Annotated in this window: 15 protein-coding genes and 2 pseudogenes; 11 read left to right on the top strand and 6 right to left on the bottom strand. The window is 62.2% G+C overall.

Translation table 11 applies throughout. The features are described 5' to 3' along the window. The 4 genes from lnt to trmB all read left to right on the top strand — a co-directional run. Nucleotides 1-1196, top strand: a 1196-nt coding sequence (gene lnt, locus ACOJSJ_RS12855; protein ID WP_420145377.1) for an apolipoprotein N-acyltransferase, incomplete at its 5' end; no start/stop codon positions are given. Nucleotides 1197-1253: 57 nt separating this feature from the next. Further along, nucleotides 1254-2453: a methionine adenosyltransferase gene (gene metK / locus ACOJSJ_RS12860; protein ID WP_420145378.1), complete on the top strand. Its 1200-nt coding sequence runs from the start codon at nucleotides 1254-1256 to the stop codon at nucleotides 2451-2453. A gap of 232 nt (nucleotides 2454-2685) precedes the next feature. Continuing rightward, nucleotides 2686-2865 (top strand): hypothetical protein, encoded by a 180-nt coding sequence (locus ACOJSJ_RS12865; RefSeq protein WP_420145379.1) that lies wholly within the window; start codon nucleotides 2686-2688, stop codon nucleotides 2863-2865. A 110-nt stretch (nucleotides 2866-2975) separates the two neighbouring features. After that, the gene (gene trmB, locus ACOJSJ_RS12870; protein WP_420145380.1) at nucleotides 2976-3671 is read left to right on the top strand and encodes a tRNA (guanine(46)-N(7))-methyltransferase TrmB; all 696 of its coding nucleotides are present in this window, start codon (nucleotides 2976-2978) and stop codon (nucleotides 3669-3671) included. A gap of 365 nt (nucleotides 3672-4036) precedes the next feature. On the opposite strand, the gene ACOJSJ_RS12875 is transcribed toward trmB, so the two are convergent. Both ACOJSJ_RS12875 and ACOJSJ_RS12880 read right to left on the bottom strand, forming a co-directional pair. Then, entirely contained in the window at nucleotides 4037-4369 is a 333-nt protein-coding gene (locus ACOJSJ_RS12875; RefSeq protein WP_420145381.1) for a hypothetical protein, read from the bottom strand. An 18-nt stretch (nucleotides 4370-4387) separates the two neighbouring features. Continuing rightward, on the bottom strand, nucleotides 4388-5275 hold the full coding sequence (locus tag ACOJSJ_RS12880; protein WP_420145382.1) for an iron-containing redox enzyme family protein: 888 nt from the start codon (nucleotides 5273-5275) through the stop codon (nucleotides 4388-4390). A gap of 258 nt (nucleotides 5276-5533) precedes the next feature. Between ACOJSJ_RS12880 and ACOJSJ_RS12885 the strand changes: the two genes are divergently transcribed. The 5 genes and pseudogenes from ACOJSJ_RS12885 to ACOJSJ_RS12905 form a co-directional block, all read left to right on the top strand. Beyond that, nucleotides 5534-6628: a glycosyltransferase family 4 protein gene (locus ACOJSJ_RS12885; RefSeq protein ID WP_420145383.1), complete on the top strand. Its 1095-nt coding sequence runs from the start codon at nucleotides 5534-5536 to the stop codon at nucleotides 6626-6628. An 8-nt stretch (nucleotides 6629-6636) separates the two neighbouring features. Beyond that, a pseudogene (locus ACOJSJ_RS12890) lies at nucleotides 6637-8850 on the top strand (glycogen debranching N-terminal domain-containing protein). 325 nt (nucleotides 8851-9175) lie between these two features. Further along, entirely contained in the window at nucleotides 9176-9964 is a 789-nt protein-coding gene (locus tag ACOJSJ_RS12895) for a hypothetical protein (protein ID WP_420145384.1), read from the top strand. Then, entirely contained in the window at nucleotides 9948-10691 is a 744-nt protein-coding gene (locus ACOJSJ_RS12900; RefSeq protein ID WP_420145385.1) for a metallophosphoesterase family protein, read from the top strand. The genes ACOJSJ_RS12895 and ACOJSJ_RS12900 overlap by 17 nt, the downstream gene beginning before the upstream one ends. Nucleotides 10692-10998: 307 nt before the next feature. After that, nucleotides 10999-11115, top strand: a pseudogene (locus ACOJSJ_RS12905) (IS3 family transposase); the annotation flags it as partial. 157 nt (nucleotides 11116-11272) lie between these two features. Here the strand turns inward: ACOJSJ_RS12905 and ACOJSJ_RS12910 are convergent. Genes ACOJSJ_RS12910 through ACOJSJ_RS12920 form a run of 3 tightly spaced genes read right to left on the bottom strand, consistent with a single transcriptional unit; the run spans nucleotide 11273 to nucleotide 15049 of the window. Beyond that, nucleotides 11273-13312, bottom strand: coding sequence for a M3 family metallopeptidase (locus ACOJSJ_RS12910; protein WP_420145386.1), 2040 nt, complete (start codon nucleotides 13310-13312; stop codon nucleotides 11273-11275). Continuing rightward, a complete protein-coding gene (locus ACOJSJ_RS12915) occupies nucleotides 13290-14105 on the bottom strand; it encodes a transglutaminase-like domain-containing protein (RefSeq protein ID WP_420145387.1) in 816 nt (271 codons plus the stop codon). Before ACOJSJ_RS12915 ends, ACOJSJ_RS12910 begins: the two co-directional genes overlap by 23 nt. Then, nucleotides 14099-15049: a transglutaminase family protein gene (locus tag ACOJSJ_RS12920; RefSeq protein WP_420145388.1), complete on the bottom strand. Its 951-nt coding sequence runs from the start codon at nucleotides 15047-15049 to the stop codon at nucleotides 14099-14101. The genes ACOJSJ_RS12915 and ACOJSJ_RS12920 overlap by 7 nt, the downstream gene beginning before the upstream one ends. 15 nt (nucleotides 15050-15064) lie before the next feature. Between ACOJSJ_RS12920 and ACOJSJ_RS12925 the strand changes: the two genes are divergently transcribed. Beyond that, nucleotides 15065-15832 (top strand): N-formylglutamate amidohydrolase, encoded by a 768-nt coding sequence (locus ACOJSJ_RS12925; RefSeq protein ID WP_420145398.1) that lies wholly within the window; start codon nucleotides 15065-15067, stop codon nucleotides 15830-15832. Nucleotides 15833-15886: 54 nt separating this feature from the next. Here the strand turns inward: ACOJSJ_RS12925 and nhaA are convergent, their stop codons facing one another. Then, the gene (nhaA, locus tag ACOJSJ_RS12930) at nucleotides 15887-17266 is read right to left on the bottom strand and encodes a Na+/H+ antiporter NhaA (RefSeq protein WP_420145389.1); all 1380 of its coding nucleotides are present in this window, start codon (nucleotides 17264-17266) and stop codon (nucleotides 15887-15889) included. A 962-nt stretch (nucleotides 17267-18228) separates the two neighbouring features. Between nhaA and ACOJSJ_RS12935 the strand changes: the two genes are divergently transcribed. Next, nucleotides 18229-18783, top strand: a complete 555-nt coding sequence (locus ACOJSJ_RS12935; protein WP_420145390.1) for a gluconate 2-dehydrogenase subunit 3 family protein — start codon at nucleotides 18229-18231, stop codon at nucleotides 18781-18783.

Below are 18783 nucleotides of genomic sequence, written 5' to 3' on the forward strand. Positions count from 1 at the left end.
GCGCAGCCTGCAACTTGCCCCTCCCCCTCCTTTTCGCCGCCAGCTGGCTCGCGGCCGAATATCTGCGCGCGACCCTGTTCACCGGCTTTGCCTGGAACCCGCTCGGCGTCACGCTGCTGCCCACCGGCATCGGCATCGCGGCCACACTGGTCGGCACCTATGGCCTTGGCGCGCTCACCATTCTTGCCGCCGCCGCGCTCCTCCTCGGCCTTCAGCGCCAGTTCCGTGCCGCCGCCATCCTCGCCGCGCCGCTGGCGGCGCTCGCCCTCTGGGGCATTCTCTCTTCCGCACCCGCCACCCCGCCCGGCGCGCCGCGCATCCGCGTGGTTCAGCCCAATATCGGGCAGGACGAGAAATATTCGCTCGAACTCGAACAGGCGCATTTCCGCACCCTTGCCGCCTTGTCCGGCCCGGTCCGCCCGGCCCCGCGCCTCATCTTCTGGCCCGAAGCGGCGATCCCCGCCTATCTCGACATGGAACCGGACTGGCGGCTGCGCCTCGCCAATCTTCTCGACCCCGGCGACCTGCTGATGACCGGCGCGACAAAGGTCTATTTCGCGCCCCAGCCCGGCACCGGCGAAATGAAGCTGACCGGCGCGAACAACAGCCTGTTCATCGTCACCCCCGACGCCCGGCTGCTCGGCCGTTATGACAAGGCGCATCTGGTGCCCTATGGCGAATATCTGCCGATGCGCTCGATCCTCGCCCCGATCGGCCTGTCGCGGCTGGTGCCCGGAGACGCCGATTTCTGGCCCGGTCCCGGTCCGCAAAGCCTGACCCTGCCCGCCGCGCTCGGCCGCCCGGACCTGAAGATGGGGGTCCAGATCTGCTACGAAGTGATCTTCTCCGGCCATGTGGTGGACGCCGCCAATCGCCCGGCCTTCCTGTTCAACCCGTCCAACGACGAATGGTTCGGCAGCTGGGGCCCGGTCCAGCATCTGGCGCAGGCCCGCCTGCGCGCGCTGGAAGAAGGGCTTCCCATCATCCGCTCCACCCCCACCGGCGTATCCGCCATCGTGGATGCGCGCGGCCATGTCCTCCACGCGCTCGGCCTCAACCGCGCGGGTTTCCTCGATTCCGGCCTGCCCCCGGCGCTGCCCCCCACGCTCTTCGCGCGCCTTGGCAACTGGGCGCCCGGCATCCTGATGCTCTTGCTGCTCGGCGCGGCCCTTGCGCTGCGCAAGGGCAAAAGCTAATAGGCACATAAACATTTCTTTATATCGCAACCCGCTCAGGCAGTTTACGGGAGTCACATGCGTAATCAGTTCCTCTTCACCTCGGAATCCGTTTCCGAAGGCCATCCCGACAAGGTCGCCGACCAGATTTCCGACGCCATCGTCGATCTCTTCCTGTCCAAAGACCCCGAAGCCCGCATCGCCTGCGAAACGCTGACCACGACCCAGCTGGTCGTTCTGGCCGGTGAAATCCGTTGCAAGGGCGTCTATGAAAATGGCGCATGGGCGCCGGGCGCTCAGGAAGAAATCGAACGGACCGTCCGCGAAACGGTCAAGCGCATCGGTTACGAACAGGACGGCTTCCACTGGGAAAGCTTCCGCTTCGAAAACAACCTGCATGGCCAGTCGGCCCATATCGCGCAGGGTGTGGATGAAAGCGGCAACAAGGATGAAGGCGCCGGCGATCAGGGGATTATGTTCGGCTATGCGTCGGATGAAACCCCCGACCTGATGCCCGCCACCCTCTATTACAGCCACAAGATTCTGGAACGCATGGCGGCCGACCGCCATGGCAAGGTTGTCGACTTCCTCGAACCCGACGCCCAGAGCCAGGTGACGCTCGAATATATCGATGAAAAGCCCGTCCGCGCCACCGCGCTGGTCGTTTCGACCCAGCATGCCGCGGGCATGGACAATGACGACAGCCGCGCGAAACTGCGCGCTTACGTCAAGGGCGTGATGGCCGACATCCTGCCCGAAGGCTGGCTGCCCGGCGACGAAAGCATCTACGTCAACCCGACCGGCCTGTTCGAAATCGGCGGACCGGATGGTGACGCGGGCCTCACCGGTCGCAAGATCATCGTCGACACCTATGGCGGCGCTTCGCCTCATGGCGGCGGCGCGTTCTCCGGCAAAGACCCGACCAAGGTGGACCGATCGGCCGCCTACATCACCCGCTATCTGGCGAAGAACATCGTCGCCGCGGGTCTCGCCCGTCGCTGCACGATCCAGCTCAGCTACGCCATCGGCGTCGCCGAACCGCTCTCCCTCTATGTCGACCTGCACGGCACCGGCACGGTGGAAGCGTCGGCGATCGAAGCGGCCCTGCCGACCCTCGTCCGTCTGACGCCCAAGGGCATCCGCACGCATCTGGGCCTCAACAAGCCGATCTATCAGAAGACCGCCGCCTACGGCCATTTCGGCCGCACCCCCGACGGCGACTATTTCCCCTGGGAAAAGACCGATCTGGTGGACGCGCTCAAGGCTGCGCTGGCCTGATCAAAAGCCTTTCTCCTCTCGTAAACGGGAAGAAAAGGCCGAGGTCGCAGCAAGGTGGGCAATCGCCCACCGCCAGACGCCACCAACCATTGCAAGGCAGGCGCCGGGTCATCGATCCGGCGCCTCTTTTTTGCCCCCGCCGCGCGCCGCAACGCACTGGCAAAGCCCCCGCCGTCGGCGCATAGTGCGACCGTCGGGCCAAGCCGACTCTCTCCCGTCTAAGAGGCACAGGATGACAAAGACGCTCACCGCCACGCTGCTCGGCCTTGCCCTGATCGCGGGCACCGCCACGCCGGCCCTCGCCGCGCCGTGCAAGGATGCCAAGGGCAAGTTCGTGAAATGCCCGCCCAAGCCCCCGGTCAAGAAAGCCCCGTGCAAGGACGCCAAGGGCAGGTTCATCAAGTGCAAATAAGCTGACCGGTCGGGGAACGGTGTCCGTCGACTCGCTCCTTGATCGAGAACAGCGGACACGCCCCGCCTTCCCCTTGCCCCCGTCGCCCCGCCCCGCTATCGGCGCTGCCCATGACAGCGCATAAATCCGGCGATCCCACGACCCTCAACCGCCTTTATGGCCGCCAGTCGGGGCCAAAGCTCCGCAAGGGGCAGCAGGAACTGGTCGACACCCTCCTGCCCGCCATCTCCGTACCTGCGGAAGGCGAAGTGACCGCCGCAAACCTCTTCGGCTATGATCGCCCGCTCCATTTCGAAATCGGCTTCGGCGGCGGCGAACATATGGCCTATCGCGCCGACATGCTGCCCGACCATGGCTTTATCGGCTGCGAACCCTTCCTCAATGGCGTGGTCCAGGCGCTGGGCCATGTCCGCGACGGCGCGCTCGGCAATGTCCGCCTGCACATGGGCGATGCGCTCGACGTCCTGTCCCGCATACCCGACGGCGCGCTCAGCTTCGTCTACCTTCTCCATCCCGACCCATGGCCAAAGGCGCGCCATGCCAAGCGCCGCATGATGAACCCCGGCCCGGTCGCGATGATCGCGCACAAGCTCAAGCCCGGCGGCGAATTTCGTTTCGGCACCGACCATCCGGTCTATCTGCGCTGGGCGCTGATGGTGATGAACGGCCATCCCGATTTCGACTGGTTGGCGTCCGAACCCGCCGATTTCCAGAACCGCCCCGGCGGCTGGCCCGAAACCCGTTACGAAGCAAAAGCCCGCCGCATCGGCCATGAAGTCTGGTACTTTCGTTACAGGCGTAAATAGGTCAACGAAATGGGAATTCCCAACCCCTTGTGACCACCCAGCGGCATATTCTCCGCTTGGCAACCCTAGCCCAGCCTCGGCCGCCACGCCTTGCCAGTGACTTTTCTGTAGACCGCAGCGATCGACTTGGCTGGCAAGGGCGCTGGCGCCGTGGGAACCGCAAGGCTACGCACGGCCGGATGCCGATGATCGATCGGTCCGGGAATTCTGCCATCCGGCACCGACCCAAAATCGCTTACACGAGCCGGCGCCATCTCCTGAAATCGCCGCGGAAAGAAGCTGACAGCAAGGTGCGAGTGGCCAGACGCAACGCTTTTCCCTCTATCATGCAGCCCTTCATGTCGGGCGTGTTCGGATGAGCGCGTTCAGTGAAGCATGTTTCTCAGCGTGCGCGCGAGTTCGGTGGAAAGCGCCGACTTGAGGATCAGGGGCGAGGCGGGATGCCTGCGCATCAGCGCGAAGTCCGGGACGCCCGAACAGAAAACATAGGGAATGTCGTACAAATCAAGATCATCTGCCAGAAGGCCGACGTCGCCGTCCTGTAACCGAATGTCCAGGATGGCGGCGGATGGCATATTGTCAGCCAAGGCAGCGATACCGTCGGCGAGCGTGTCGTAAGGCCCATCGACCGCATAATCGGCGTCCTCCAATATGTCGGCAATGACGGCAGCGACGGCAGGGTCGTCCTCGACCAGCAAGATGCGGTTACTCATCTCTCAGGCCAATCCGAAATGAGCACGATATCGGTCGAAACAGCGCTCTCCGCATCGCAGGCGGATCAGCGCCCCCTCCGCCATAGCGGTGGCGCGACGGGGATCCTCCGCGACCAGCGGGTGAATCGCCTCATCATTCCAGTCACGGCTGTGCTTGATGTCGAGCACGGCATGTAGATCGAAATAGCGTCGTTCAGATCCGGACAGGCCGATACGCCTCAATCCTTTGGCGGTGTGCGCAGAACGATCTGGCGCGGTAAGTTCGATCACTCCCAGGGCGCCGACGCTGTGCCAGGCATAGGAACGTGACGTAGCCATGGCCGTCATGGCATTGGCGAGCGCCAGACTTTCCCACACAGTATTTTCGATACGCGTATCGAGTTCGAGAATATCGACCAGCTGGCCCAGCATCGGCCCATGCATGCCCTTCGCGTTACCGCGCCCCATCTCGTCCCAATAATTGCGCGCCAGTTCGAGCTTGGCGCGCGCCGGCAGCTTGACCTGCGTCATTGCGACCAGATCGTCGAACCCGGCTTCGCCTGCGGCTTCCTGCGATAGAAACCAGCGCATCTCATCTCGATCCGCCCGCTCGGCGAGCCATGGGAAAAGACGGTCATGCTGTCCAGGTCCACTCACCTTCAGATTTTCGAACCAGGCGATGAAGCCATCGGGATCGGTCGGCGCTTTGCGCGCCTCAGCCATGACTTCCTGTCGCAGTTCTTCGAGAAATCCGATCTCCAGCCGCAGCATGCGGCGTTCATCGTCAAAGCGTTCGGCAGAGATAGCCTCCGGAAAGGTCGGCGACAGCCGTTCCCGGTTCCAGCGGCTCAGCGCCTCCTGAAATGCCTGCTGCAGAAATTGCGATCCGTCAGCCTTGAGCTGCGTAGCCACATCCAGTCCTTTCCTGTGATATGGCGCAATAATCCCGAAGGGCTGACTCTCGTTCCTGAAAATCATATTGATGAGGATCAGTCGAAACCGGAAATCATGCTAATCCTGATCAATCGATAAATAAGAAGTCGATTGTTTCCATGACATTAGACAGGGAGCCCGTCCCGTGGCTCCAAAAGCGACGCAACCAGTTGCCGGTTGGTGACTTCTCCCGGCACCGCAGACGCTATTTATCGGTGTGCGGGGAGAGGATGATCCATGAAGATCGCGCAAATCGCTCCGCTCGCTGAAAGCGTCCCGCCCAAATTTTACGGCGGCACGGAGCGGATCGTGTCCTATCTGACCGAAGAGCTGGTACGGCAGGGGCACGACGTAACCTTGTTTGCCAGCGGCGACTCCCAGACTGCGGCAGAGCTGGTCCCCATCACCGGCATGGCACTGCGCCTAGATCCCCACGTCGTCGATCCTATACCCTATCATATGATCCTGCTCGAAGAGGTCCGCCGGCGCGCAGACGAGTTTGATGCGCTGCACTTCCACATCGACCTGCTGCACCTGCCGATGGTGCAGGACTTCATCGGACGGACGGTCACGACATTGCACGGGCGGCTCGACCTGCCCGACTTGCGCGCCTTCTATCGTGCCTTTCCGCATCACAGCTTGGTTTCCATCTCGGACCACCAGCGACTGCCCATGCCGCCCGTTAATTGGGCCGGCACCATCTATCACGGCTTGCCGGCGGATATCCTGCGCCCCAACCGCAGCGGCAACGAAGGTTATCTGGCCTTTCTGGGCCGCATCTCGCCCGAAAAGCGCCCCGACCGGGCCATCCGCATCGCCGCGCGTTCGGGCATGCCTCTTCGGATCGCCGCCAAGATCGATGCGGTTGACCGGCTATACTGGGAACAGGAGATCGCGCCGCTGGTCGATCACTATCCCAATGTCACTTATATCGGCGAGATCAACGAGCAGCAGAAGGCCGACTTTCTGGGCCGAGCGAGCGCCCTGATCTTCCCCATCGACTGGCCTGAACCGTTTGGCCTCGTCATGATCGAGGCAATGGCCTGCGCGACTCCCGTCGTCGCCTTCCGCTGCGGATCGGTGCCCGAAGTCATCGACCATGGCGTGTCCGGCTTCATCGTTGATAGCGAGGATCAGGCGGTGGAAGCGGTTGCACAATTGCCTGGCCTCGACCGCTCCGCCGTGCGAGGTGCATTCGACGCCCGCTTTACGGCAAGCCGCATGGCGCACGATTATGTCGAGCTCTACCGTTCGCTGCCGGGAGCGCGAACGGACGCTGCGCGTTTACGCCGCGAGCGCGGTGAGGAGGCCGAGCTCCAGATCGTCGCATAGGAGCAGTCATGTCGTCGACCCAGCCAGCAGCCGTGCCCAGCATCGAACCGGGCCAAAATCTGTTGCAGGCCCAGACCCAGTTCTTCATTCCCGCGACAGCATCGCTGCATGAGCGACGGCCCCGGACCCTGAAGCATGGCGACAGCTTCGGCGTCTTCGACCATAGCGGCGACGCGATTTCCGGTCCGGGCAGCCCGGAAGGGCTCTATCACCGCGACACGCGCCACGTGTCGCATCTCTACCTGACCGTCAACGGCATGCGGCCGATCCTGCTGAGCTCCGCGTTGCGCGACGATAACTCGATGCTCATCTGCGACCTCGCCAACCCTGACTTCATGGGTGACGACGGGCGCGTCGCCGTCGAGCATGACCTCATCCACCTGCGTCGGACACGGTTCTTGTGGGACGGCGCCATCTACGAGCGCGTGACCGTCCGCAATTTCGACAAGGAAGCCCGGCAGCTTTCCGTCGCCATCGCGTTTGCCGCGGATTTCGCCGATCTGTTCGAAATACGCGGCATGACCCGTCTACGCCGAGGCACGCAAAGCGATCCACAAGTGGGCGAGGCTGATGTCAGACTGCGCTATCGCGGCCGGGACGACCGGGAGCGGCAGAGCCATTTCCAGTTCGACCCGGTCCCGCAGGAATTGACCAATGCCAAGGCGCGCTTTGAGCTCAGCCTCGCACCCGGCGAGCGATGCGCGCTGTTCATGCGCGTCTGCTGCGAGGAAAGCGCGCCGGCTGATCCGCTGCGAAAAGCGTTCTTGAAAGCCCTCCGCGGCAAGCTGCACCATAGCCGCACCGCCTGCAGCCGAGGCGGTGCCCTCTCGTCCTCGAACCAACTGTTCAACGAGGTCACGCACCGCTCGATCGCGGACATCGCCATGCTTTCGACAAAGACCGAGCACGGTCCCTATCCCTACGCCGGCATCCCCTGGTTCAGCACGGTCTTCGGACGTGACGCGATCATAACTGCTCTACAGACGCTGTGGATCGACCCAGCTATCAGCCGCGGAGTGCTCGGCTATCTGGCCGCGCACCAGGCTACCGGCTTCGATGCGGCGTAGGATGCCGAGCCGGGCAAGATCCTGCATGAGGTGCGGCATGGCGAGATGGCGGAACTGGGCGAAGTCCCCTTCCGCCATTATTATGGCAGCATCGATTCAACGCCGCTCTTCCTGATGCTGGCCGGCGCTTATCTGCAACGGACCGGCGATATCGCGTTCCTTTCCCATATTCGACCGCATATCGAGGCGGCGCTGCGCTGGATCGACGACAGCGGCGACCGCGATGGGGACGGCTTCGTCGAATATGGCCGCTTCACCGATCAGGGTCTCGTCAATCAGGGGTGGAAGGACAGCCATGACAGCGTCTTCCATGCCGACGGTAGTATCGCCCATGGCCCGATCGCGCTCGTGGAAGTGCAGGCTTATGTCTATGGCGCGTGGAAGGCTGCGGAAGCCCTGTTCGCCGCATGGGGGGACGCAAACCGTGCCCGGCTGTTTGCGGGGAGGGCAGACGATCTGCGCGACCGCTTCGATGCAGCCTTCTTCGACGCAGAGCTCGGCACCTACATTCTTGCTCTTGATGGCGACAAGAAGCCCTGCCGCGTCCGGTCCTCCAATGCCGGGCATGTTCTGTTTGCCGGCCTTGCCTTGCCCGAACGCGCTGAAGCCGTGGTCAGGACCCTGATGGCGCCTACTTCCTTCTCCGGATGGGGCGTGCGAACGATCGCTTCCACCGAGGCGCGCTACAATCCGATGAGCTATCATAATGGCTCGATCTGGCCGCATGATAACGCGCTGATCGCGGCGGGCTTCGCGCGCTATGGCCACAAGCGCAAGGCGGGTCAGATTTTCGAAGGTCTGTTGGCCGCCGCCACTTACGTCGATCTTATGCGTTTGCCAGAGCTGTTTTGCGGCTTCCCACGTCGACGGGCGCAGGGTCCGACATTCTATCCTGTAGCGTGCAGTCCGCAGGCATGGGCGGCCGGGACACCGCTGCTGCTGCTGCAAGCCTGCCTGGGCCTCAACATCGATGCGACGGAGCGGCAAGTCACGCTGGATACGCCAGAACTGCCCGGCTTCCTCGACGATCTGATCCTTCAAGGCCTGCCGATCGGCGCAGACCGGATCGACCTCGCCTTGAAACGCATCGGATCGACTGTCACGGCCCGGCGCACAAGCAGACCGAACGGCATCCAGATCGCCATCAAGGGCTGATCCATGTTGGTCTGTTTTTTCTGAACGCGCCGCCGCGCTCTTGCTTGTTCTAGCTCTACAAGGAGACTGACCTATGCCGTTGAAGGAAGATCATCCGTAGCATCGGGACGATGCTCGTCCCGGATGGACAACTACTCGCTTACCAGATGCGCCGGGCCATGGCGCCGTTGATGGCAGAAAATTTCAATTGCATCCATTCGGCGATGCAAGGACGCAATATCCCGCCCTGTCATCTCTATTGGGCGTCTGGTCTCAAAGCGTGAAGACACAGGCTGGCACTATTGGAACGGAATATGTCGACGACCCGTTCACTTGATCCAAACTTGTGAAGGTGCCCATGATGACCTGTGATCCTGCCACCTTCGACCCACCCCCCGAAGCCAAGCAATTTTATGCCGACAGTCTGGCCGAACTGGTCGCATCGGGGATACCTTTCATGCTGTCTGGCACCTATGCGCTGGGATGTCATACCGGCATCGTGCGTCCGACCAAGGATCTCGACGTCTTCTGCAAAGCGGGCGACGCGCCGCGCATTCTCGCGCATTTCCGGCACCTCGATCACGAAGTTGAGTTCGAGGACGAGCGCTGGATCGGCAAAGTCTGGAAGGACGGCAACTTTTTCGACGTGATCTACAATATCTCGTCTGCCAGCCTGCCGGTGACAGAAGAATGGTTTCGCGATGCCTTTCACGCGGAAGTCTACGGCACGCGCGTCCGAATTACCCCGCCCACTGAGTTCATCCTCTCCAAGCTCTTCATCCAGGATCGCTATCGCTATGATGGCGCCGATGTCGCGCATATGATCCTCAAGCAGCATGAGGCAATCGACTGGCAGCGCTTGCTTGATGCAATGGAACTGCACTGGGAACTGCTACTCATTCATTTACTGAATTTCCGTTTCATCTACCCGACCGAACGGCATTGCATCCCGCTATGGCTGTTCGAGGAACTATTGGGACGGCTCGAAACCCGCGCCGAACTGCCGGTGCCCAAGGTTCGCGTCTGCCGGGGACGATTGCTCTCCCCGCGCGACTATCTGGTCGACATCACCGAATGGGGTTTTGCCGATGTCGTCGGCAAGGGGCTGGAGGAAAGCCATGACCGAAACAAGTGACACATCGCCGCCCGGTACGCTGACCGTCGCCGCGATCGGCGACCTGCATGTCAGCGACAGTTCGGAGCACCGGTATCGCGACATGTTCGCCGAGATATCGCAAAAAGCGGATGTCCTGGCACTGTGCGGCGACCTCACCAATTTTGGCAAGACCCGTGAGGCCGAGATTTTGGCAGAGGATCTCCATGCTTGCACGATCCCGACGGTCGCTGTGCTAGGCAATCATGATTATGAATGTGGTCAGCCTGAAGAAGTAACACGCATTCTCCATGGCGCCGGCGTAACTGTGCTTGACGAACAGGCGGTGGAAATTAAGGGCGTCGGTTTCGCAGGGGTGAAAGGCTTTGTTGGCGGTTTTGGACGTGGCGAACTGGGTGCGTTTGGTGAGGCGGCCATCAAAGGCTTTGTCGAGGAATCGATCAACGAGGCGCGCAAGCTCGAAAATGCGCTGCGATCGCTGCGGACCGACCGCACAGTGGCGGTGCTTCACTATGCCCCCATCGCAGACACTGTCGCTGGAGAGCCACCGGAAATTTTTCCTTTCCTCGGTTCTTCCCGTCTAGCTGACGCGATCGACCGGTTCGACAATGTCCGCTTTGCCGTCCACGGGCATGCCCATCGCGGTTCTTTCGAAGGCAAGACTGGACGCGGCATCCCTGTCTACAACTGTGCACAATTCGTGGTGTCCGAGCGGTTCGGGCGGCCCTATGCGCTGATCGCTGTGTAGCTGACAGTCAGCGGGAGGAGCGCAGAATCGCTTGGGCATCCGTCCCGTTTCAGGTTCTATCCCAATAGCCAAGGAGCGACCTGTTACCTTTGCTTTGCACATTTCAACATACTGAAGCCAACATCCGCGAATGTCCCGCAACGTGGCATTCGGCACTTGGCAAACCGACCCTTCCCAGACGTTCAACGGCCAGATTTGGACACTCAGGTGCCGCTTGACCGCTTTGGCGCCAACCGCGATTGTGAGGTGGCGCCGGAAATTCGGACAGGACGTTAAACTGGTCCCGACCTGATGGATTGGTACGGGAATGAAGACGACGAGGAAGCGCTCCAGCGTGGATTTCAAGGCCAGGGTAGCGCTGGAAGCGATCCGGGGTGACCTGACGCTGGCGGAGCTGGCGGCCAATCACGGCGCCCACGGCACCCGCAGCACCGGGTCTATCCATATCCGCTGCGCAAGTTGGTGATCGACCGGCCCAATCGGGTCTGGTGCGCCGATGTGACCTACAGATCAGTGAATGGCCGCTTTGCTGGTTCGGTTTCTCCGAAACCGAAATTCGGGATAGTCCCAACGTCGGCCTATCAAGCTCCCACCAAGTGCCGCGCGCGCATCAGCGCCTGTGGGTCGGGCGCACGGCCCAAGAAGGCGCGGAACGACTCCATAGGATCGCGACTGTCGCCAGCCGACAGTATTTCGTCGCGGAAACGCGCAGCGAGTTGCGGATCGAAAATGTCGCCCGTCTCGACAAATGCCTCGAACGCATCGGCGTCGAGCGCTTCGGACCAGGCATAGCTGTAGTAAGCAGCGGAATAGCCGCCGTCGAAAATATGGGTGAAGTAGGGAAAGTGATGGCGCATGCCGACTTCAGGCGGCATGCCCAGCCGGTCGAGTTCCGCTGCGACAAAGGTACGCGGATCCGTCTCCGCCGCTGCTTGCTGATGGACTGCGAGATCGACCAGCGAGCAGCCGATCAGTTCGACCGTGGCGAAACCCTGGCCATAAACCTCCGCCTGGCGAATCGCGACGATCAGATCGTCGGGCACGCCGAAGCCGGCCAGCACTTCCCGGCTGACGATCCAGTTTTCCATGAACTTGCTGGGAAATTCCACAAAATCGCGTGCGACCGCTGTCCCCGACTGGCTGGGATAGACGACGCGAGAGAGAAGGCCGTGCAGCGCATGGCCGAATTCGTGGAACAGGGTGCGCGCCTCATCGATCGACAGGCGGGTCGCACCGCGATCGGGCGGCGGCGCGGCGGCAAAATTGGCGACGAGATAGACAACCGGACGGACGTCGCCGTCCATCGCCTCCTGCACCCGCAGGCTGCCCATCCAGGCGCCGCCATGCTTCTCCGGCCGCGCCAGATAGTCGGTGAACAGCAGGCCCACCGCGTCGCCGGCCTTGTCCGTAACTTCCCAGGCCCAGACATCGGGATGATAGCCGGCAATGTCGGCCCGCCGGGTGAAGCTGAGGCCATATAGGCGCGCGGCGGTGTCGAACGCCGCCTGCCGCACTGCGTCCAGCCGCAGATGCGCCGCCACCGCCGCGCCGTCCAGCGCATAGCGGGCGCGCCGCACCTGCTCAGCGTAGAAGCGCCAGTCCCAGGGCGCGAGGGCAAAGCCACCGCCTTCCGCATCGATCAGCGCCTGAAGCTCCGCCGCTTCCTCCGCCGCGCGCCGCTTGCCCGGTTCCCAGAGCTTGCGCATCAGGTCGGTCGCCGCAGCGGGATCATGCGCCATGCTGTCTTCCAGCGCATAATGGGCATGGTCGGCATAGCCGAGCAACACCGCCCGCTCCCGCCGCAACGCCAGCGTTTCGGCGATGATCGGCCAATTGTCGTGCGGCCCGCCGTCGCAGCGCTCGGTGAAGGCGCGCCACAACTTTTCCCGCAGGTCGCGCCGCTGCGAGAAGGTCAAAAAGCCCTCAAAATCGGTGCGGTCGAGCGTGACATGATAGCGGCCCGCCTGCCCCTTGGCCGCTGCGCGCCCGGCGGCCGCCTCACACATGGCGGGCGGCAGTCCCGTGAGGTCCTCCGCCCCCAGATCGAGCACCCAGGCTGCCGTCGCCGCCAGTACATTCTGCCCGAATTGCACCGACAGGGCCGACAGCCGCGCATCGATGGCGGCGAAGCGTGCCTTGTCGGCGGGAGCGAGCGCCGCGCCGCCGCGCAGGAAACCGGCATGGCTGCTTTCGACCAGCCGGATCTGCTCCGGCGTCAGGCCGCTCTGATGCCGGGCGGCATGGACCGCGAAGATGCGCGCGGCCAGTGCCGCATTGTGACTGATCGCGACCGAATGAGCGCTCAGCCGCGCCGATATCTCCGCCTCGATCGCGCGGATACCCGGCGTGCCCTGCGCCGAGGACAAGGTCCAGAACAGGCGGCGGACCCGCGCCAGCGCCTCGCCCGAACGCTCCAGCGCGGCGATACAATTGTCGAAGGTCGCCGGCGCGTCCTGGCCGGCAATCGCTGCAATCTCCGCCTCATGCCAGCCGATCGCGGTCGTCAGCGCCGGCAGGAAATCCTCGTCCCGCACCTGCGCGAACGGCGGCGCGCCGAGCGGGCCGGTCCAGGGTTGCAGCAGCGGATTGGCGATCGGATCAGTCAAGGGAGGAAACCTCATCGGTATGGACCTGGAACCGCGCCAGATTTGCCGGGCCAAAGGCGGTCGTCAAGGCGACATCGGTGGCGTCGCGACCCCGCGCCATCAGGATGCGGCCGATCCGGGGGCGGTTGTGGCGAGCGTCATGGGTGTACCAGTCGCCGTTGATATAGACATCGAACCAAGCGCTGAAATCCATCGGCGCGTCCACCGGCGGCACGCCGATGTCACCCAGATAGCCGGTGCAATAGCGCGCCGGAATGTTCATGCAGCGGCACAGGGTGATGGCGAGATGGGCAAAGTCGCGGCACACGCCCTGCCGTTCCTGATAACCGTTCCAGGCGGTCTTGTCCGGCCGGGCGTAATGATAACCGAACTCGATATGGTTGTGGACGAAATCGACGATCGCATCGACCCGGTCGCGCCCGGCCGCGAGATGACCGAAATTAGCCCAGGCGACGTCCATCAGCCGGTCGGTTTCGCAATAGCGGCTGCCGAGCAGGAAGGGCATGACCGCATCGGGCAATTCCTCCACCGGCATTTGCGGGCCGTCGGGTGCGCGCCGGTCCGGCTCGCCGCTATCCTCGATCACGAAGTCGCAGGACAGGATGACATTGCCGGGCGGGATGGTCAGCCGGGTGGCGACATTTCCGAACCCATCCTCGAAATGATAGAGCGGGATGTCGGGGCTGGCCATCAGTCGTTGTGGCGTGCGCAAATCCTGATGGCGTGAAGGGTGCAAGCTCAGCATCGCCATCATCGCAATCTGTTTCTCGGTGGAAAATTCGATATCATAACCGCAGCGGATCAGCATGTCGGGGTCTTTCCTGAAGTGCCGGCGATGCGGCTGTTGATGGCGCCATGGCCGGTGGTGGGAAACTGGGCGGGATCGGCGCGATGGACGTCGACCGATATGTCCATGCCCAGAAAGCTGGCGGGCGGGCCGAACCAGGTGCCCGACAGCGGCAGCGCCTGATAGGGATCGCGCGCGATTGCGACGCGGATCAGGCCGCGATTGCCGATGATGCCGTTGGTCGGATCGAACTCGACCCAGCCCGATCCGGGCAGGAAGATGCGCACCCAGGCATGGGTATTGCCGCCACCGACCACGCCCTCGTGCCGGGAAGGATTGTAAACATAGCCGGAAACGAAGCGCGCGGCGAAGCCCAGCGCCCGCACCGCCTCGATCATCAATACCGCGAAATCGCGGCAGGTACCCTGACGCTTGCGCAGCGTCTCGATCGGCGACTGGGTGCCCTTCTCATGCCGGGGGACATAGGTGAAGTCGCGCTGGATGCCGGTGGCGATCCGGGTCAGCAGATCGACCGTGCCGGTATTGCCGTCATTGCGGACGAAGCTGCGCGCCCAATTGTCGACCACCCGTTCCGGGTCCAGATACTGCCGCTCGATGGACCGCAGCAGGTCGGGCATGTCCTCCGATGAGTAAGTGAACGGAAACAGGCGGGCATAGGGTTCGACATCAACTTGCTGCTGCGCCAGCGGCGCATGTTCCAGCGTCATTTCGCTGGTAACGACCAGATGCGAGGCGCGCTTTTTGAACAAGGCGATCGCGACGGAGTTTCCAAAGACATCATGCAGCCAGCGCAGTTCGCCAGGTTCGGGATCGATGTCGAGCCGGGCGGACAGCAATCGCTGGTCGAAGGCTTCCCGCGGCCGCATCATGATGCGATGCTCGCCCAGCGACACTGGCTGCTGATAGCGATAAGTCGTGACGTGATGGATCGTCAGCAACGGCATGAAGGGAATATCCAGATGGCCGGAGAGGCGGCGATACTATTGGGTCCGGACGATCCGGCGCCGTTCGTCATCGATAACGCGGGAGGTCGCTCACCGTTCCTGTTGATCGGAGACCATGCCGGGGCCGCCATTCCCGCAGTGCTGGGCGATCTGGGTCTGACAGCGGCGGACCGTGCGCGGCATATCGCTGTCGATATCGGCACGCGGGGGCTTGGCAGGGAATTGGCGCGCCTGCTAGACGCGCCTTTCATCCATCAGACCTATTCGCGCCTCGTGATCGACTGCAATCGCGATCCCGGGCATGAGGATGTAATAGCTATCCAATCCGACGGCACATCCATCATGGGCAATGGCGCGCTCGACGACGCAGCCAGGCAAGCCAGGATAGCGGCCATCCACACGCCCTATCATGTGGCCATATCGGCCATGCTCGACGCCCGGCAGGCGGCGGGTACTGAGACTATCCTGCTTTCGCTACACAGCTTCACTCCGAAGCTGAACGATTTTATCCGGCCTTGGCATGTAGGTGTTCTGCACTGGCTTGGACGCACGGATTTCGCCATAGCAATGGTTGCGCAATTACAGGCCGACAAAGCGATATGCGTGGGCGACAACGCACCCTATCGGATGGACGCCACCGATTACACGGCGCCTCTTCACGCTTTTCCCCGAAACCTTCGCTATGCAGAGATTGAGATCAGACAGGATCTCATCAGCGATCATGATGGCCAAGCTCACTGGGCCGGGAAAATCCAGAAGGCGGCGACGTCGGCATGGCGATAATTGCCATGAGGCGAAGTCAGTCACCCAAGCGCGAGGTCGCCGCAGAGGTCGGGCCTATACGCGCACCGCAACCCGAAGCGCTGCATAACCGGTCAAACCCGCAAGGGCCGAAGCGACGATGATTGCGAGCGACGCTATCTCCTGAACCCCGCTGTCGCTGAACGCCAATCCGGATATGAAGAGCGAGATCGTAAAGCCGATACCCGCTAGCGATCCTATCGCCGCGATCATCGGCCAGCGGACATTGTCGGGAAGGCGCGCCAGGCCCAGCCGGGTTGCGATCCAGCTAAAGCTCATAAAACCTAGCGGTTTGCCCAAGCACAGCCCTATCAGGATGGCGGGTGCAAGCGTCGAGCGCAAGCTATCTGCAATCAGATCGGGATTGATATGCACCCGGACGTTCGAGAGAGCAAAGAGCGGCAACACGAGATAGCTGATCCAGGGCGAAAGGAGCATTATCACCCGTTCTCCCGTGGCATGCGTGGCGCTGGTCATCTCGTGTAAATAGCCAAGGCGCTCCTGCGCCTTCTTTTCCGAGCGAGTAGTGTCGTCGCCCTCCCCTTCCCCTGGCGCGTGGCGGTGCGCCAGCTGAAATTCATCAATCTCATCCTGGACATTGTCAGCGAAATCCTCGCGGCCAAGCCTGGGATAGACCGGTACTAGAAAACCAAGGAGCACCCCGGCGATCGTCGTATGGATGCCCGATCGCAGGATACCGACCCAGAGCAAGATAGCCAGCAGCACATAGGGAATGCTCGCCCCCCAGCGCAGATGACGCAGAAGGTAGATGGCGGCAAAGCCAATGGCCGCAATCAACAGGCCGTCAAGATAGATCGCGTCGCTATAGGCCGCGGCGATGACCAGCAGCCCCCCAATGTCGTCGATCGCCGCAAATGCAAGGAACAGCGCGCGCACCCCATCTGGCAAGCGCGTGGCAAACAGGCCGATCAGCGCCAGGCCAAAGGCGGTATCCATGGTGATGACGGTGCCCCAGCCCGCGATCGCATCGCTGTCCCGTGCGATCAGCCAGAACAGGAAGACGGGAACCAGCATCCCGCCTATGGCGCCAGCGATCGGGAAGATAGCGGAGCGCAGCTGCGACAGGGCGCCACGCACAAGCTCGCGTTTCACATCTGCGCCTATGATGATGAAGAACAGCGGGAGCAGCGCGTGGTCGATCCATTCCGCAAGGCTATGACTAACCAGCTGGCGGCCAAACCCAAAGTGGAGCTGGGTATCCCAGAAGCGTTCATAGCTTTCGCGCAAGGGACTGTTCGTGAACAGGAGCGCCGCGATCGTCGCCAGCAGCAACGGTCCGCCAATGACGTCCTTGCCCGCAAAGAACGGCTCTATCCGATCTAGGAATTTTGCCCGGGCGGGCGCATGTTGCCGCCTTGCAGTTGTCGCGCCCTTCTGGCGGGGAGTGATGGCCATCTTAAGCAAGCGCCCGCGGACGGATAGAGTTCCAGCTTACCCCCCGCCTGACAGGTTGCAGCCTTTGACGCTGGCAATGCGTCGAAATTTCGAACCGAACGGTCTTGGCGAGTGTTTTTCGGGTCGCGATCGTTGGCGTTCGCTCAACCGTCTTTGAGATGTCAGGTTTAGCCGATTGCTTTCCCGGCAGTGAGCGGACTGCTCCGTCCCAGGCCAAATCACTTCCGATAACTAATGCTTGAGATAGCATGCGGACACGATTTCAAGGGCTGATATCCGGCCTCAGTCAGCCAACATCGGCGCCATCCCCTCTTTCCGGCCGCCCGAGCCATCAAAGTTGATCGTGATTGCTATGTGATTGCCAACAGCTCATTTCAGTTCAGCGCACATCTATAATATTGGCATATTTCAATATGTTATAAACAAATGATGCTTGGATTCCGGTTTTCCGCTACCGGCGGAAAGACGGCTGATCGCCTTCCTGCTCGGCTGCGCGCGCCATGGGGCATCATCATGATGTGATCCGGAACGGATGATGGATTGCAAAGGACGGCCAGCAAAAAACCTCTGAAGCATGTTCTGATCGAGGCCTGTCGGACCTGCTCCGTTGCCCTCCGTCTTGCGGCCCCCGCCTTCTTTCTCCCCGATCCATCGCGCATCTGCGGCAACGGCCAGCTATCCTGCGATGCGCTTGATAGCGCTATCCCGGCCATTCATTTCCGCCACCCGCCGATGGCCCCTCCACCCTCGCCGCATGCCACGATCGCAACCGGGCATTGACTGGCGCATGAACTCATGCCTTATTGTCCCCGACCAATAGCATAATTGGAGAGGTTGATGACCGCAGGGTATTCGTGCGCGCAATGTAAATGCGCAAAAATGATAGCGCTAACTTGCGCTGACGCCGATAGTCCGGCCCTCTCCTTTTATTCCGCCGGAAACCCCAATCGGGGTGCATGCTGATGGATCGCAGAACCGCCCTTGCGTCCGTCGTCGGCCTGTTCGGCGCGAACCTGTTCGCTCCGCTGGCACGCGCTGTCGCCTATCAACCCAACCCCGTCATCAACACCGGCGCACCCGCCAGCGTGTTCACCCCCGCGCAACGGGCGCTGGTGACGGCGCTCAGCGAACGCATCCTGCCCACATCGGACACGCCGGGCGCGATCGCCGCGGGCGTGCCGGACTATATCGAACATATGCTGGGCGACTGGGCCATTACTGATGAACGCGCGACCATCTTCGACGGCCTTGCCGCCATCGACGCGCGCAGCATGACCGATTATAAAAAGGCAGCGGTCAAGGCGTCCGCCGCGCAGCAGGATGCCCTGTTGACGCTGGCGATGAACGGCGATCTGCCAAGCGGCGCGCCCTTCTTTCAGGCGTTCCGCCAGCTGGTCATTACCGGCTATTACACATCCGAAATCGGTATCACGCAGGAACGGCATTATCTGCCCGTCCCCGGCGATTATGACGGGGCCTACCCCATAGCGAAGGTCGACCGGATCTTTTCGTCCTGA

Origin of the sequence: Sphingobium sp. (assembly GCF_048594625.1) — a bacterium.
GTDB lineage: Bacteria > Pseudomonadota > Alphaproteobacteria > Sphingomonadales > Sphingomonadaceae > Sphingobium.

Coding starts and splice junctions, on each gene's coding strand:
- metK (WP_420145378.1), top strand. CDS start 1,254: ATGCGTAATCAGTTCCTCTTCACCTCGGAATCCGTTTCCGAAGGCCAT.
- ACOJSJ_RS12865 (WP_420145379.1), top strand. CDS start 2,686: ATGACAAAGACGCTCACCGCCACGCTGCTCGGCCTTGCCCTGATCGCG.
- trmB (WP_420145380.1), top strand. CDS start 2,976: ATGACAGCGCATAAATCCGGCGATCCCACGACCCTCAACCGCCTTTAT.
- ACOJSJ_RS12885 (WP_420145383.1), top strand. CDS start 5,534: ATGAAGATCGCGCAAATCGCTCCGCTCGCTGAAAGCGTCCCGCCCAAA.
- ACOJSJ_RS12900 (WP_420145385.1), top strand. CDS start 9,948: ATGACCGAAACAAGTGACACATCGCCGCCCGGTACGCTGACCGTCGCC.
- ACOJSJ_RS12910 (WP_420145386.1), bottom strand. CDS start 13,312: ATGAGGTTTCCTCCCTTGACTGATCCGATCGCCAATCCGCTGCTGCAA.
- ACOJSJ_RS12915 (WP_420145387.1), bottom strand. CDS start 14,105: ATGCTGATCCGCTGCGGTTATGATATCGAATTTTCCACCGAGAAACAG.
- ACOJSJ_RS12920 (WP_420145388.1), bottom strand. CDS start 15,049: ATGCCGTTGCTGACGATCCATCACGTCACGACTTATCGCTATCAGCAG.
- ACOJSJ_RS12925 (WP_420145398.1), top strand. CDS start 15,065: ATGGCCGGAGAGGCGGCGATACTATTGGGTCCGGACGATCCGGCGCCG.
- nhaA (WP_420145389.1), bottom strand. CDS start 17,266: ATGGCCATCACTCCCCGCCAGAAGGGCGCGACAACTGCAAGGCGGCAA.
- ACOJSJ_RS12935 (WP_420145390.1), top strand. CDS start 18,229: ATGGATCGCAGAACCGCCCTTGCGTCCGTCGTCGGCCTGTTCGGCGCG.